The organism is Fastidiosipila sp., assembly GCA_012511175.1.
Classification (GTDB): Bacteria; Bacillota; Clostridia; order Saccharofermentanales; family DTU023; genus UBA4923.
This window is the reverse complement of record JAAZGO010000016.1, coordinates 23,763-40,034: the sequence shown is the minus strand read 5'-3', so window position 1 is coordinate 40,034 and position 16,272 is coordinate 23,763. Positions and strand designations below refer to the sequence as shown.

At 55.6% G+C, this 16,272-nt stretch carries 8 protein-coding genes; 6 read left to right on the top strand and 2 right to left on the bottom strand.

Annotated elements, in window-relative coordinates; genetic code table 11:
- Window positions 1–259 precede the first annotated feature (259 nt).
- The 4 genes from GX839_03315 (at window position 260) to GX839_03300 (ending at window position 6,211) form a co-directional block, all read left to right on the top strand.
- Window positions 260–2,332 carry an elongation factor G gene (locus GX839_03315; protein NLB04494.1) on the top strand — a complete coding sequence of 691 codons (2,073 nt, stop codon included), beginning with the start codon at window positions 260–262 and terminating at the stop codon, window positions 2,330–2,332.
- A 144-nt stretch (window positions 2,333–2,476) separates the two neighbouring features.
- Complete coding sequence (locus tag GX839_03310; protein ID NLB04493.1) at window positions 2,477–3,826, top strand: HlyC/CorC family transporter; 1,350 nt, start codon at window positions 2,477–2,479, stop codon at window positions 3,824–3,826.
- Window positions 3,816–4,490, top strand: a complete 675-nt coding sequence (locus GX839_03305) for an HAD-IA family hydrolase (protein ID NLB04492.1) — start codon at window positions 3,816–3,818, stop codon at window positions 4,488–4,490. Before GX839_03310 ends, GX839_03305 begins: the two co-directional genes overlap by 11 nt.
- A gap of 104 nt (window positions 4,491–4,594) precedes the next feature.
- A complete protein-coding gene (locus tag GX839_03300; protein NLB04491.1) occupies window positions 4,595–6,211 on the top strand; it encodes a hypothetical protein in 1,617 nt (538 codons plus the stop codon).
- Between the two features lie 35 nt (window positions 6,212–6,246).
- On the opposite strand, the gene GX839_03295 is transcribed toward GX839_03300, so the two are convergent.
- Window positions 6,247–7,044 carry a hypothetical protein gene (locus GX839_03295; protein NLB04490.1) on the bottom strand — a complete coding sequence of 266 codons (798 nt, stop codon included), beginning with the start codon at window positions 7,042–7,044 and terminating at the stop codon, window positions 6,247–6,249.
- Window positions 7,041–8,444: a DUF1727 domain-containing protein gene (locus tag GX839_03290; protein ID NLB04489.1), complete on the bottom strand. Its 1,404-nt coding sequence runs from the start codon at window positions 8,442–8,444 to the stop codon at window positions 7,041–7,043. Before GX839_03290 ends, GX839_03295 begins: the two co-directional genes overlap by 4 nt.
- A gap of 222 nt (window positions 8,445–8,666) precedes the next feature.
- Here GX839_03290 and rpoB point away from each other — a divergent pair, with 222 nt between their 5' ends.
- Both rpoB and rpoC read left to right on the top strand, forming a co-directional pair.
- Window positions 8,667–12,452 carry a DNA-directed RNA polymerase subunit beta gene (rpoB, locus tag GX839_03285; protein ID NLB04488.1) on the top strand — a complete coding sequence of 1,262 codons (3,786 nt, stop codon included), beginning with the start codon at window positions 8,667–8,669 and terminating at the stop codon, window positions 12,450–12,452.
- Window positions 12,453–12,469: 17 nt separating this feature from the next.
- Window positions 12,470–16,270: a DNA-directed RNA polymerase subunit beta' gene (gene rpoC, locus GX839_03280; protein ID NLB04487.1), complete on the top strand. Its 3,801-nt coding sequence runs from the start codon at window positions 12,470–12,472 to the stop codon at window positions 16,268–16,270.
- Window positions 16,271–16,272 lie beyond the last annotated feature (2 nt).

Here is a 16,272-nt window from a genome sequence, read left to right as displayed (position 1 = left end):
GATCCTCTCATCCATCGCGCTGGAGCTATAGCACAACAACTATCTGCATCCCCTAAAACCCCCGAAAGCCCTGCGACTACGAAGGTCCGCAGGGCTTTCCTCTCTCATAACTGTAAAACTCGGGGCGCGGAAAAAATTCTGCGCCATTTCACCGCCAGGCTGGAACCTGACGACTGATCTTTGCCGCCCGCGTACGGGGCCGGCTGGCTGAGTTTGCATACGTTATAATATGGAAAAATGACTTCTCAAGGGGGAATCTATGAAACTTACGACGGAGAAAATCCGAAACATTACCGTGATGGGTCATGGCGGCGTCGGCAAAACAGCCTTTGTCGAGGCCGCTCTCTACAACGCAGGCGTCATCGATCGTATGGGCCGGTCCAACGAAGGCAATACGGTCACCGATTTTGACCCCGAGGAAATGCGGCGGGGCCTGTCAATCAGTACCGCAGTCGCCTGGTGCGAATGGAAAAACCACAAAATCAATTTGATCGATACGCCAGGTGATTTTGACTTCCTGGGTGAGCAGATTCTTGGCATGTTCGCAGGCGATATCGCCCTGATTGTCATGTCAGCCAAGGACGGGCTTTCAGTTGGTGCCGAAAAAGCCGTCCGGAATGCTGATGGCAGCGGGATTCCCGTCGCTTTTTTTATCAACCGGATGGATGAACCCAACGCCGATTTTGAGAAGACATTGAATGATTTGCGCGAAGCCTACGGACAGCGCGTGCTGCCCCTCGTGCTGCCCATAATGGATAAAGAAAACATGACGGGTCTGATTGATGTCCTGGGGGGCAAGGCCTACACCTTTTCAGGGAAAAAGGGAGAGGCAAAAGCCATCGAGCTTCCTGAGGCATATGCAGACAGGATTGAGGAATACAGTGAGCAGATCAAGGAGCAGATCGCGGAAAACGACGAAGAATTGATGGAAAAATACTTTGAAGGCGAACCCTTTACGCCGGAAGAGGAAGCCAGGGGCATGCGCAAGGCAATCGTCAGCGGCTCCATCCGGCCTGTTTTTGCCGGGTCCGCTCAGGCCAATTTGGGCGTCTCATTCGCGCTTGATCTGTTTACAAAATTTTTCCCCACTCCGCTGGACGGCCACCCGGTAACCGCAGTTGGTCAGGACGGTGAGGAAATTCTTCTGCACTCCGAGAGTGACGGCCCCCTGGCAGCTTTTGTCTTCAAAACTTTTGTCGATTCCTTTGTCGGCCGCATTTCACTTTTCCGCGTTTTTTCAGGCACCATGAAAGATGAGGGAACTATCTATAACGCCAGGCAGGAGAAAGAAGAACGGCTGATCGGCCTCAACTTCCAAAACGGGAAAAAACAGCTGCCAACCGAAGAAATAATTGCCGGGGATATCGGCGCCATTGCCAAGCTTACCGAGACGGTGACCCTCGACACATTGACGGACAAAGGAGCGCCAGTCAAGATCAGGCCTCCGGAGATGCCTGTGCCCTGCCTGACTCTGGCCATTTCCCCTGTCAACAAGGGCGATGAGGAAAAGATTATGCAAGGCCTGGTCAGGCTCAAGGACGAGGATGTGACCTTTGATATCGTCAACGATCCGGAGACGCGCCAGTTTCGTCTTTCCGGCCTGGGTGAGGTCCAGCTGGACGTGATTTCAACGAGGCTGAAATCGAAATTCGGCGTTGAGGCGCGGTTGAGCGAACCGCGGATCGCCTACCGCGAGACCATCCGCAAGAAGGTGAAAGTGCAGGGGAGGCACAAGAAACAGACAGGCGGCCACGGGCAGTATGGCGATGTTTGGATTGTTTTTGAACCGGGCGCCGAAGAGGGGCTCGAATTTGCGGAGGAAGTCTTTGGCGGCGCGGTGCCAAAAAACTATTTTCCCGCGGTTGAAAAAGGGCTTCAAGAGGCGATCGTTGAAGGTGTCCTGGCCGGCTACCCGGTTGTCAACCTCAAGGCGACACTGGTTGATGGATCTTACCACGAGGTTGACTCCAATGAACTCTCCTTTAAGCTGGCTGCCCGTCTGGCCTATCGGGCAGGGCTTCCTCAGGCCGACCCGGTTTTGCTTGAGCCGATTGATAAGCTTTCGGTTCATATTCCGGATGATTTCCTTGGTGACATCATGGGCGACCTGAACAAACGGCGCGGCCGTATCCTGGGTATTCACCCGGATACCATTCCCGGCTACCAGATTGTTGAGGCGGAGGCGCCGCGCGCTGAGATTGCCAAATACGCGACCGACCTGAAATCAATGACTCAGGGGCGCGGTTGGTTCCTGATTGAATTTGTCCGTTATGAGCAGGTACCGCAGAATATCGCAGATAAGATAGTGGCAGCAGCGCAAAAGGAAGATTAGATTGACCAAGGCCCGCAGATAAAGGGAACGGGTATCTGCGGGTCTTCGAAAGAAGACCAGCCCCGGGAATGACTGGTCTTTTCTCTACCCATCTGCTTGTTTGGACGTGTCCTGACACAGGAAGAAAGCTGGAGGTCCGCGAAGATGCCAAGCCGCATAACTGCACAAGTGCTTGAAATGGCCGCTGGCCCGGCCCTTTTTGTGTCGGTTCTGATTCTCCTTCTCTTCGGCCTTTTCACGGCCTTTCAGAAGGCTATCCGCCTGCTTTCGCAGGAGAGACCGCCGCTTCCAAAGGAAGAGGGGAGGAAGTCAGTCCTTGATGGCTGGCTGGAGCAGCCGGCCCGTTTCCAACGCTGGATCGATATGGCCCGTATTCTTGTGGCGGCGGCTTATCTTTATTGCGGCACGGCCTTTGCCATTCCCGCACTTGCAAGATGGACCCATGTGGGGCGCCCGGCCACGGCCGCCTGGTTAACCGCTCTTTTCTTCATCCTCTTCCTTTTCTTCCTGCTTCTTTTTGGGCTCATGCTCCCTGCAAGGGCTTGCGGGAAAAGAGCCGCTGTCTTTGTCAGGCACAGCTGGTATTTTCTTTCCCCGCTGATCTTGCTGGCAGCCGCACTGGATTTTCTTCTCTATTCAATCAGCGGAGTCATCCTGAAGATCCTTCATCTTCGCGACATTGAAATTCCGGAACCCGCGCCGACGGAAGAAGAGTTTTTACAGATGCTGGAAGCGGGCCACGCCGTCGGGGCTATTGAAGATGACAACCGGGAACTGATCGCCAACCTCTTCGAGTTTGATGACAAGATTGCTGGCGAGGTCATGACTCACCGGACGGAAATTGAAGCCTTGCCGGCAGAGGCGGGTATTGAGGAGACCATGTCCTTTCTATACGAAACCCGCTACACCCGCTTTCCTGTCTACGAAGGGTCGGTCGATAACATCGTAGGTGTGCTGCATGTCAAGGATCTCCTCTTTTACCGGGAAAAGACCCGGGGGGAAGATGGTTTTACTCTGGCCTCGATCATGCGGCCCGCCTGGTTTACTCCCGAAACCCGGAACATCAGTGATTTATTCCGGGAGATGCAAAAAAACCACATCCAAATGGCCATCGTTATCGATGAATACGGCGGTACGGCAGGACTTTTGACCATTGAAGACCTGGTCGAACAGATCGTGGGCAACATTGAGGATGAGTACGATGAGGCGGGGCAGGAGATGATCCAGATCGCACCGGGCAACTGGCTGGTGGAAGGGGGGTATCCGCTTGACCGTTTGTCCCGGATTACAGGGGTCGCCATTGACGATGACGAATACGATACGGCCGCGGGCCTCGTCATCGATTTGCTGGACCGGATTCCTGAAGAACATGAACGCCCTGTCGTGAGGTACGGCCCGCTGACCTTTCACGTTCTGGCCATATCCGATAACCGGATCGTCCGGATCAGGGTGACAAGGGCAGACGCAGAAGCAGGCAGGGATCGTGATGAATGAAAACCGCGGAAAAATTGAAATATCGACGGTTTTGTTCGATATTGACGGAACACTGATTAATACCGTACCGCTGATCATGGCTTCACACCGCCACACCTTCAACAAAATCCTCGGCTGGATTCCCAGCGACGAGGAAATCCTTTCCACCGTCGGCGAACCCCTAGTGGCCACCTTCGGCCGCTACGGTGATCAGGGAGAAACCTTGATGGCTGAATACATCCGCTGGAGTGTTCCCCGGACGGCTTCCCACAGCACCCTCTTCGAAGGCATTGTGCCCATGCTGGAAAGTTTGCGGAGCCGCGGCTTTCTCACCGGTATCGTCACAGCGCGCCGTTGTGAAGGCATGGCGATCTGTCTGGATGCCTTTGACCTCTCGGCCCTGTTTGACGTAAGGGTCTGCGCCGAAGACACCGCCAGGCATAAGCCCGACCCTGAACCGATCCTGTTTGCCATGGAAAAGCTGGGCATCTCACGGACCGATCAGGTGCTTTATGTCGGCGATACTGTGCGGGATCTTGAAAGCGCCAGGCGGGCCGGATGCCATTTTGCCGCGGTCGGATGGACCTCTATGGACCGGGAGGAAATCGACCGCCTCGGGCCCGCTTTCTGGCTGGAGCGGGCGGAGGACCTTCCGGCCAAACTCCGGCTTGTCAAGCCGGCTTGAAGGCCAGGATGCGGTTTCTCAATCAAGGTCCTTTGTGCTACACTTGCCTACGCGTGAAATGAAAATCCAAGGTGTCGCAGACTGCGATCGAGGAAGGTAGATAGATGACTAAAAAAGAAACGTCAGCTGATTGGAAACATCAGGTTGCCAGGGCCGAACGGAAATCACGTCTGGCCCGGATGAAAGGATCGGACGGCCACAAGAAGAAGATTGAGAGTCACTCAATCTGGAAGAGAGTTGTTCTCGCTTTTCTGGCTGTCCTGGCGGTCCTTGGCCTCCTGGTCTGGATCGTTTCATCAGCTGGTATCCTGACCAGATCCGTAACGGCCCTGACCGTTGGCAGCCGCAAATTGACAGCAGCCGATCTCAACATGGTCATGGGCAACATGACAGCCTCGGAACAGCTTGGCCTGGCCTTCACGGACGAGTTCCAGAAGGTGTTGGATCAGGAATCGCAGATGGGTCCCGGATCGACCGTCCGTGAGGAATTCATCAACCAGATCTTGCCCAGCATTACTTTCATGTATTGCGCCCTCAACGAAATTGAGTCGGAGGGATTTTCACCGGATGAGAACCAATTGGCGGAGATGGACAGGAATGCCCGGTCCCTGGAGGAACAATTCACCCAGCTGGCCATGAACCACGGGCAAAGCGTCAGCAGCCTGGTCAAACTTTATTATGGCCCGGGCGCCTCCCTGCGGCTGATTGAGCGTGATCTGAGAAACTCCATGCTGATCAACTACTACGAGGAAGCCATCCGCGAAGAGGCTGACTTGTCCGATGAAAAGGTTGAGGAGTTTTATCAGGAGCATAGGGATAAGCTTGATGTCTATTCCTATTACTCCTACGTTTTCAAGATTAAAACTGACGAAGACGCGACCGCCGAAGAGCGAAAAGAAGCCCTGGCTGACCTGGTCGAAACAGTCAACCTGGCTCTGGGGGACCTGGGGGAGTTTACCTTTGAAGAGGCCATTCTCAAGTACGTTGACGACGAAGAGGCAGAATTCATTGAAGAGAATCCTGGTTCCCTGGTCTTCAAAAAGGAAGCTGCGGGCCGGATCAGTTCCGCTGTCCTGGACTTCCTGAAGGACGACAGCCGCAAAGAGGGTGACGCCAAGGTGATCGAGGGGACAAACTCTGTCACCCTGGTTCAGTTTATTGGCCGGTCACGCGATGATTTCAGGCCTTATTCCGTCCGCCACATCCTGATCCGCAATCCGGAGAATGACCCCGACGAAAAGACGGATGGAGAGCTGAAAAAAGAGGCTGAAGCTGTCTTGCAGCAATACCTCGACGGCGACAGAACCGAGGCCTCTTTCGTCAAACTGGTTATCCAGCACAGCGATGATCCAGGCAGCAAGGCGGCGGGCGGTCTTTACCGGGATGTTGCTTCAGGCGCCATGGTACGCGAATTTGAAAGCTGGTGCACAGAGGATGGCCGCAAGAAGGGTGATACAGGCATTGTCAAAACCGTCCATGGTTATCACATTATGTATTTTGAAGGTTACGGCGATGAACCGGAACTGCCTGACAGAATCCGTGAATCCCTTAAAGAGATTCACCTCAATGAGTGGATGGGGGAAGTGACCAGGGACGTTGAGGTCAAGCGCCATCCCTTTGGCATGAAATTTGTCGGCAAGAAGGATTTTTTCAGCGCTCTTTTCGGCCGCCCGCCTGCTGAACCAAAAGAGATAGTCCCGGAGCTGACGCCTGCGGGTTGAGAAAAAATCGCGCCGCCTATACGTGGAACGCGCCCTTAACGGGGCGTGTTCTCGTTTTTGAGCCGGGCGGATGGATTCAGGATTTGGTTCTCTTTTCGCAAATAGGCATGAATAAGTTTGTACGCCTTGCTTTTCGGGGAGTAGGTTTCCAAAAAATCAGTCAGCCTGATGGCCGCCGCGGCCGTCATCTCCTCTTCGAAAGGAAGCGGACCCCGGAACCCTGTCAGATTGAAAAGCCAGCGGGTAAAGGAAGGGTTGAGGATCAGGAAGGGTCCCAGGAGGTCGGTCGCGAAGAAATTTCTGTCATGTATGCCCTCGGAAGGGGTGTCAGGATTCATGCCTGAGCCATAATTGACCTGGAGAAAGGGATAGGCGCCGGCGTCGCCGGTATGGGTTGTAAACTGAGAGCGGAAACCCATGACCGGCATTTCCTTGAAGCTGGCACAGACCACCTCGTTGTACCGGTCGTAGCGGCGGCAGAAGGTGTCGAAGGGGTATAGGCCCAGTGCCTCAATCGTCTCTTTTCCCTCATAGCGGATGGTCCGCCCCAACAGATCGAGCGCGTTGCCCGCAAAGAAGAAGACGGTACCTCCCTCAATAGCCTTCTGGAATCGGCTTGCCTGCCCCTGCCACAGCTCAAGAACCAGCCTTTGTGTCCGCTCTGTCATAGGGCCCATGTAAACCAGATCGACATCGCCCTTCAAAAAGGCCGGCAGGGCGGGATAGAAGGTCCGGATCAAGTGGTCTTCGCCAAAGGTTTGTGCAAGTAGCTTCTGGCTGCCGTGTTCTCCTAGCAGGTTGGCCAGTTCCCCATAAATGATTTCAACCTTCATGGCTTGACCCCGCTTTCCGCAGCCGCCTTCGAGAATACCCGCTGCAAGGAGGCCGCCACCTTGCGCGAAACCGGCTCTGAATATAGTTCATAAAGGATGGCGAGTGTTTCCGGACCTTGCGAATGCTTCACTAGGGATCCTGTTTCACTTTTGTCCCGGCAGGTCCTGATTTTTTCAGGCGGCAGGCCCGCAAAAAGCAGGGCGGTCCGGATGTCCTCCGCGCGGCGGCCGCCGACAATTATGCGGGTGACCTCCTCCGCCGCAAGGATTGACAGATCCGTATCATAAAGCCAGGCCGTGTTGTCCTCCTCTGACATTTTCTTGACGCTGGTGTCGACCAGGAGGATGAATTGTTTGCGGCCAGGCAGACTGCACAGGGCATCCAGGACACGGCTGACAGCGATGGGGTTCTTGCCTTTTGCCAGCATTCTGTAGATCCTTTTGTCCCCAGCCTGGATGATTTCTTTCCTTGTTACGCCGATGGCGACTTCCCCCAAGATCCGGGCGATGATCTCCCGGCCATAACCCAGGGTTCTGAACAGAGCAATGGCTGCCAAAAGATTGTAAGCTTCCAGGATATTTTCCCCCTTGAAGGGATAGGTCTCCTCGCTGTTATCCAAGGTGTTCGAGAGGGTGAGAGTTCCGGAGGACACGGCGGTCGCTTCAAAGTCGGGGATCATGGATCTCCAGCCACAGGCCTCGCAGCGGGATCGGCCGATATGATGGTAGCGGATGAAGTCGTCAGTCAAAGGACCCTGGCATCGCGGACAAAGATTGACGTCGCGGATCAGACTGGTGTTAAAGGCCTCTTCACCCGGCAGGCGCGCGATGCCGAAAGAGGTGTGGCGGCGGCTTTCTCCCAGCTGCTGGGACAGGAGGTCATCGGCGTTCAGGATGAGTTGGGTTGAAGGGGGAATGCTCTCATTTAAAATATCGAAAATGAACTCCCCGTGAGCGTTCCGCAGATAGGATTCACGGAAAAGATTGGTGACAAGCAGATAGTCGGGACGCAGACTCTTGAAGACGATTCGCGTAACCCGCTCATCGATTTCCAAAATGGCCAGTGGTCGTTTTTTTCGCCCTGTCAGGGTCGCCGCGTCGAGCAGGGCAGTGATGATCCCCTCCTCGATGTTGCTGCCATAGGCATTGTGGGCGAAAGAGAGGCCCAGTTTCTCGGCCATGTCGGCAACCAGATTGGCTACCGTCGTTTTGCCGTTGGTTCCGGTGATGGCAATGATGTGGCCCGGTTTTTCAATCCGCGATAAAAAATCGGGACAAAGCCGGCTGGCCAGCTGACCGGGGAAATGGGTGGCTTTTAAATGGAGCAGACGCATGACCCTGCGTGTTGCCCGCACGATCAGGATGGTCGCGATAAACCGCGGTGACCGTTTTGCTTTCACATCAATCTCTTTCCCAAAATAAAAAAAGCTGTTGACCCGGAAATCAAAGCATGCTAGAATGGTTCGATGTGTCGCCGGCGCTGTTTTTGCGTGCCAACAACCACAGAACCTGTGGTTCACCAGCCCTGCGATGATGCAATTATATCACGTGACCAAGCATCGTCAAGGCCGGATAGGCGATGCGAGCGAAACAAGCCGGTTCGATTTGTGAGGTGAGCGCTGATGATAAAGCCCGTTCAATACGGACGAGTGCAAAGAATGTCGTACTCAAAGATTGACGAAATCCTCGATATCCCGGATTTACTTGAAATCCAGAAAAGCAGTTACAGATGGTTTGTTGAAGAGGGGCTGATGGAGGTCCTTCAGGAATCGTCGCCCATTACTGACTTTTCAGGCGATATCGAACTTTCTTTTGTCGGTCGTGACTTCGACATCGACAATCCAACCTATTCAATTGAAGAATGCAAAGAAAGAGATTCCAATTACGCAGCAAAACTCTATATGAAGGTTCAGCTTCATGACCGTGTCAACGATGACATCAAGACACAGGACGTATTCATCGGCGAGTTTCCGCTGATGACGGAAACAGGAAGCTTCATCATTAACGGGGCCGAGCGGGTGATCATCAGCCAGCTGGTCCGCTCGCCGGGTGCTTACTTCGATATCATCCGCGACAAGAGTGAGGTGGAACTTTATACGGCCCAGGTTATTCCCAACCGCGGTGCCTGGATCGAGTTCGAATCCGACTCCAAGCGCATCCTCTGGGTGAGGGTTGACCGCCAGCGCAAATTTCATTTGACCATTCTCCTGCGCGCTCTCGGCATTGGAACAGATGAGGAGATCATTGATGTCCTGGGCAGTGAAGAGTCTCTGCTCATGACCATGCAAAAGGACGGCTGCAAGACCAGCGATGAGGGGTTGCAGGAACTTTTCCGCAAGTTGCGCCCCGGCGAGGTCTATACCCGCGAGGGAGCCCAGACCCTGCTTCATAACAACTTTTTCCAGCCAAACCGCTATGACCTGGCCAAGGTCGGAATTTACAAGCTGAACAAGAAATTGGCCCTTGCTTCCCGCTTGGCCGGCCATCTGGCAGCTGCGGATATTATCACCAGTGATGGCGAAGTGCTGGCCCTGGCAGATGAGATTATCACGGCGGAAGCAGCCGAAGCCATCCAGCAGGCGGGCATTAATTCGGTTGATGTCTACCCAATCCACCGGGCAGGCGATACGGTAACCCAGTTCGAACACCAGCTTCGTGTGGTCGGGAACGAGCGGGTTGAAGCCAAAAAATACCTGACGCGCTTTTTTGGCAGCGAGATCGCTGAAAACATTGATTACGACGGAGCCGGAATCACTGAATCAGTTTACACGCCCGTCTTGCGGGAAATTGTTGAGGAAGCAGCAGAGGCAGCCGAGCCTGCCGACTTCCTGCGTCAGCAGCTTGCTGCGCGCAGGCAGGAGCTAATTCCCCATCATCTGACCCTGCACGATATTCTGGCCGTGATGAGTTACTACATCGGTCTTGAATACGGGGTCGGCGAAGGTGATGACATTGACCACCTGGGCAACCGCCGGATCCGCTCGGTGGGCGAACTGCTCCAAAACCAGATGCGAATCGGCTTCTCCCGCATGGATCGTGTCGTCCGCGAGCGGATGCAGACCATTCCCGACATCAAGGCGGCCGCTCCCAAGGATATCGTCAATACCCGGCCCATCTCTGCGGCCATTAAGGAATTTTTCGGCTCCAGCCAGCTGTCGCAGTTTCTGGATCAGCCCAATCCGCTGGCAGAAATGACCCATAAACGCCGTTTGTCCGCGCTGGGTCCGGGAGGCCTTTCGCGCGAGCGGGCCAACTTTGAAGTCCGTGACGTCCATTCCTCCCATTACGGGCGCATGTGCCCCATCGAAACGCCGGAAGGACCCAATATCGGACTGATCAACTCGCTTGCCACTTACGCCCGGGTTAACCGCTACGGTTTTCTTGAGACCCCTTACCGGGTCTACGATAAAGCGGCGGGGGTGGTGACCGGCGAAGTCCGTTACCTGACAGCTGACGAGGAAGACCGCTATTACATCGCCCAGGCCAATGAACCGCTTGACGAGGAAGGCCATTTCATCGGTAAAAAAATCTCCTGCCGCTTCCGCGACGAGTTCTTCGAGCTCGACCCCGACCGGGTCGATCTGATGGACGTGTCACCCAAGCAGCTGGTTTCCGTCGCAACTTCACTGATTCCCTTCTTGGGCAACGATGACGCCAACCGGGCTCTGATGGGCTCCAACATGCAGCGCCAGGCCGTTCCCCTGATCAAGACCGAATCACCTATTATCGGGACAGGCATGGAGTACAGGGCTGCCAAGGATTCCGGTGTCTGTGTCATCGCCTCGAAAGGCGGCGTAGTCGAACACGTGGCGGGTGACCTGATCCGCGTCAGGACTGATGATCAAGCCGTCACCACCTATCAGCTCAAGAAATACGACCGGTCCAATCAGGGAACCTGCATTAACCAGCGCCCGCTCGTGAGCGTGGGTGATCGCATTGAGGCGGGCGAAATCATCGCTGACGGACCGTCAACGGATCAGGGAGAGCTGGCGCTTGGCCGCAACGTCCTGATCGGTTTCATGATGTGGGAAGGCTACAACTTTGAAGACGCCATTCTCCTGAATGAACGCCTGGTCCGCGACGATGTCTACACTTCCATTCACATCACGGAATATGAATGCGAGGCCCGCGATACCAAGCTGGGACCCGAGGAAATTACGCGTGAAATTCCCAACGTGGCCGACGATGCCCTGCGGGATCTGGATGAAGAGGGTGTCGTCCGAATCGGCGCCGAAGTTCACGCCGGTGACATCCTGGTCGGCAAAGTGACGCCCAAGGGCGAAACAGAACTGACGCCCGAAGAGCGCCTTTACCGGGCCATCTTCGGTGAGAAAATCCGCGAGGTCCGTGACACCTCGGTCCGGGTCCCCCACGGAGAATCAGGCGTGGTGGTCGATATCAAGACCTTTACGCGTGACAACGATGAACAGTTGAAACACGGCGTGACCAAGCTGGTCCGGGTCTACGTGGCGCAGAAGCGGAAGATCTCGGTCGGTGACAAGATGGCTGGGCGGCACGGCAACAAGGGTGTTGTATCGAAAATTCTCCCCGAGGAGGACATGCCCTTCCTGCCCGACGGCACACCGCTTGACATTGTTTTGAACCCGCTCGGCGTTCCCTCGCGAATGAACGTGGGTCAGTTGCTTGAACTGCATCTGGGTGCCGCGGCGGACAAGCTGGGCTATAAGATTGCCACGCCCGTCTTTGACGGGGCCGATGAACAGGATGTGGTCGAGGCCTTCAAGGCAGCCGGCATGGATACAGACGGCAAGACCATACTTTACGACGGCAGAACAGGGGAAGCGTTCGAGAACCGGGTCACCGTCGGCATCATGTACTACCTGAAACTGCTCCATCTGGTTGATGACAAAATCCACGCCCGCTCGATCGGGCCTTACTCGCTGGTTACCCAGCAGCCCCTGGGCGGCAAGGCTCAGTTTGGCGGACAGCGGTTCGGTGAGATGGAGGTCTGGGCGCTCGAAGCTTACGGTGCGGCCTATACACTCCAGGAGATCCTGACCGTCAAATCGGATGACATCTGGGGCAGGACCAAGACCTATGAGGCCATCGTCAAGGGTGAGAATATTCCCGAACCGGGAGTTCCCGAGGCCTTTAAAGTGTTGGTCAAGGAACTGCAGTCTCTGTCACTGGACGTCCATATCCTGTCCGAGGAGAATGAGGAGATGGATATTCCCGACAGCGGTGACGTGGAAGACGAGGAGACGGTAACCGACCGGACCCTGCTCAATCTGCTTGGCGAAGAAGCCGCCCTGGACGCGGATGAAGAGGCTTTCGGCGAAGAGGGATTCACGGATGGTGTCCTTGACTCTGAAGGGGCGGTGGTCAGTGACCAGGCTCCGGATGAAGAAGCGGAGGCAGAATACGAACAAGTTGAGGTTGAAGCATAATGGAGAGAGGTCGAGTCATGTCGGAATTAGGCAACTTTGAGTCAATCGGTATCGGCCTCGCGTCACCGGAAAAAATCCTGACTTGGTCCAAAGGCGAGGTGAAGAAGCCGGAGACCATCAACTACAGAACACTGAAGCCTGAAACGGATGGCTTGTTCTGCGAGAAAATCTTTGGCCCCTCCAAGGACTGGGAATGTTATTGCGGCAAGTACAAGACCAAGCGCTACCGCAACATAATCTGCGACAAATGCGGGGTTGAGGTGACCCTGTCAAAAGTCAGGCGGGAACGGATGGGTCACATCCGCCTGGCTGCCCCCGTCACCCACATCTGGTACTACCGGGGCATCCCCAGCCGCATGGGGCTCATGCTGGATATGTCGCCCCGCAACTTGGAGAAGGTCATCTATTTTGCGGCTTACATTGTCATTGATCCCGGAGTCACTTCTTTCGCAAAGATGCAAATCATCAATGAGCGCGATTACAGGGAAGCCGTGGTCGAGTTCGGCCGCAATTCGTTTGTGGCAAAAATGGGCGCCGAGGCCATACGTGATCTGCTGGCCGACATCGATGTCGAAGGCCTGGCTGAAGATCTCAGGCAGGAACTGGCCCACGCCCGCGGCCAGAAAAAACTGAGACTGATCAAACGGCTTGAGGTGGTGGAAGCCTTCAAAAATTCGGGCTACCAGCCTGACTGGATGGTGCTGGATGTCCTGCCCGTCCTGCCGCCCGAACTCCGACCCATGGTTGAGCTTGACGGGGGCCGTTTTGCCACATCCGACCTCAACGACCTTTACCGGCGGGTCATCAACCGCAACAACCGCTTGAACAAGTTGCTGCAGCTTGGGGCGCCCAACATCATCATCCGAAACGAGAAGCGCATGCTTCAGGAGGCGGTGGACGCCCTGATCGATAACGGCCGCCGCGGCCGGCCCGTGACAGGCGCCGGCAACAGACCCCTGAAATCCCTGTCTGATCTTCTCAAGGGCAAGCAGGGCCGCTTTCGCCAGAACCTCCTGGGAAAGCGTGTCGACTATTCGGGCCGCTCGGTCATCGTGGTCGGTCCTGAACTGAAACTGCATCAGTGCGGCCTGCCCAAAGAGATGGCTCTCGAGCTCTTCAAGCCTTTTGTCATGCGGGAGATCATGCGTCACGGATACGCCCAAAATATCAAATCGGCCCGCCGCCAAGTTGAGAGGGGCGGCGACCTGGTTTGGGACATGCTGGACGAAGTAATCAAGGATCACCCGGTTCTCCTGAACCGGGCCCCCACTCTCCACCGGCTGGGCATCCAGGCCTTTGAGCCTGTCCTGGTCGAGGGCCGGGCCATTCAGCTTCACCCTCTGGTCTGCACGGCTTTTAACGCTGACTTTGACGGTGATCAGATGCCGGTCCACGTGCCGCTTTCGGCTGAAGCCCAGGCGGAGGCGCGCTTCCTCATGCTGTCCTCCAACAACCTGCTGAAACCCCAGGACGGAAAGCCGGTGACCGTGCCGACCCAGGATATTGTCCTCGGCTGCTATTACCTGACCAACGAGAAACCGAATCCGAACAGCGCCCAGGATGAACCGCTCCGGGTCTTCTCCGGCCTGGATGAGGCCATGATGGCCTACGACAGCAAGCAGATCACCATCAACCAGCGGATCCGCGTGCGCCGCCAGGTGGAACGGGATGGGAAGAAGTATCAGGGCCTGGTCGAATCGACCTTGGGGCGCTTTATTTTCAATGGGATCATTCCGCAGTCCCTCGGCTTTGTTGAGCGCGGGGATGACGACGCCAGCCAGGTGGCCCTGGAGTGTGACTTTGTGATCGGTAAAAAAGAACTGGCCAGGATCATTGAGCGCTCCATTCATAACTGCGGCATTACCGAGACCGCCAGGGTCCTGGATGAAATCAAGACCCTGGGCTACCATTACGCGACAGTCGGCGGCATCTCGATCGGAATTTTCGACATGATCGTTCCCGAGGTCAAGGAGAGCCTGATCCGCGCCGCGGAGGAGCGGGTCGAAAATGTCAACCATCAGTACCAGCTGGGGCTGCTCAGTGAGGAAGGACGCTACCGGACCGTTGTCGGCATCTGGCGTTCCACAACCGATGAGATCACGGAAGCCTTGAAGGAGCGCCTCGGTGCCTACAACCCCATCTACATGATGTCCCTGTCAGGCGCCAGAGGCAACATCGACCAGATTAAACAGCTGGCAGGTATGCGGGGCAACATGACCGATACATCAGGCCGGACCATTGAGATTCCCATCAAATCCAACCTTCGCGAGGGCATGAACGTTCTCGAATTCTTCATCTCGTCTCACGGCGCCCGGAAATCCCTGTCTGACACGGCCCTCAAAACGGCCGACTCCGGCTATTTGACCCGGCGCCTTGTTGACATTTCCCAGGACGTGATCATCCGCAGCGAGGATTGCGGCACTGACGACTACATTGAAGTGTCGCCGGTCGTGGTCGGCGGCAAAACCAAACGTGTGGTCGAGACCCTGGCCAACCGGATTGAAGGCCGCTATGCGGCACTTCCCATCCTGCACCCGGAAACGGGCGAAGTCCTGGTTGAAAAAAACGAGATGATCAGCAATTCGACTGCTTCAAGGATTGAAGCGCTGGGCCTGACCCGGATCCCCATCCGCAGCAACTTAACCTGCGAGTGTGATAAAGGGGTCTGCGCCAAGTGTTACGGCCGAAATCTTGCGACCGGCGGCCCCACAGTGATCGGCGAGGCAGTCGGCATCATGGCCGCCCAGTCGATCGGCGAGCCGGGGACCCAGCTGACCATGAGGACCTTCCATACGGGAGGTATCGCCTCGGGTGACGACATCACGCAGGGCCTGCCCCGTGTTGAGGAGTTGTTCGAGGCCAGGAAACCGAAAGGTCAGGCGGTCATAACAGAACTGAGCGGAACGGTCACGGTCCGGGAAACTGAAAAGCGCCGCCGTGAGGTCATCGTCACCTCAGAGGATGGAAAAATCAAACAGTACAGCATCCCCATCTCGACCCCTCTTATTGTTGATACAGGCGATGTGGTCGAAGAAGGCGACCTGATCACCGACGGGTCAGTCAACCCTCACGACATCATGAAGATCAAGGGTGCCCGCGGCGTTCAAAAATATATCATCGCCGAGGTTCTGAAAGTCTACAAAAACAATGGCGTGGAGATTAATGACAAACATATTGAGATCATCGTCCGTCAGATGCTGAGAAAATTCAAAATTGAAAATCCGGGCGACACACAACTGCTCACCGGGAGCATTGTCGATATGGCCGAGTATCACCGCGCCAACCAGGAAGCAGTGGAAAACGGCCTCCAGCCCGCTGATGGCAAGCAGGTCCTGCTCGGCATCACCAAAGCTTCTCTTGCCACGGAATCCTTCCTGTCGGCAGCTTCCTTCCAGGAGACGACCCGTGTCCTGACCGATGCCGCCGTCAAGGGCAAGATTGATCCGCTTGAGGGCTTGAAAGAGAATGTCATCATCGGCAAGCTGATTCCGGCAGGAACTGGCCTGACCCGGTACCGCAACATCAGCGCCATCCCGGTTGTACCCGCCAACATGCCGCTTTTGAACGCCACAGCGGATGACCGGGTTGCGCGCACGGATTATGAGGAGCAGGCCAGAGAGCTGGGCTTCACTCATGAGACGCAGGAAGACTATGAGGCCTACATGCGCGAGCTGGGGCTGGACCCCGAGGTCTTTGTCAACAAATGTTCCTTTGATCTGACCCCGCCCGAGGAAGAACCGGAAGCTGAGGAGGAAAATCCGCTTCTTGAATTGTTTGACCTGGACGAGGAATTTGATGACGAAGGCGAGGACAGCTGACC

Bases quoted from the DNA above. Each gene is read 5' to 3' on its own strand.
- GX839_03300 (NLB04491.1), top strand. From the start codon at position 4,595: ATGACTAAAAAAGAAACGTCAGCTGATTGGAAACATCAGGTTGCCAGG.
- GX839_03310 (NLB04493.1), top strand. From the start codon at position 2,477: ATGCCAAGCCGCATAACTGCACAAGTGCTTGAAATGGCCGCTGGCCCG.
- GX839_03295 (NLB04490.1), bottom strand. From the start codon at position 7,044: ATGAAGGTTGAAATCATTTATGGGGAACTGGCCAACCTGCTAGGAGAA.
- GX839_03315 (NLB04494.1), top strand. From the start codon at position 260: ATGAAACTTACGACGGAGAAAATCCGAAACATTACCGTGATGGGTCAT.
- rpoB (NLB04488.1), top strand. From the start codon at position 8,667: ATGATAAAGCCCGTTCAATACGGACGAGTGCAAAGAATGTCGTACTCA.
- rpoC (NLB04487.1), top strand. From the start codon at position 12,470: ATGTCGGAATTAGGCAACTTTGAGTCAATCGGTATCGGCCTCGCGTCA.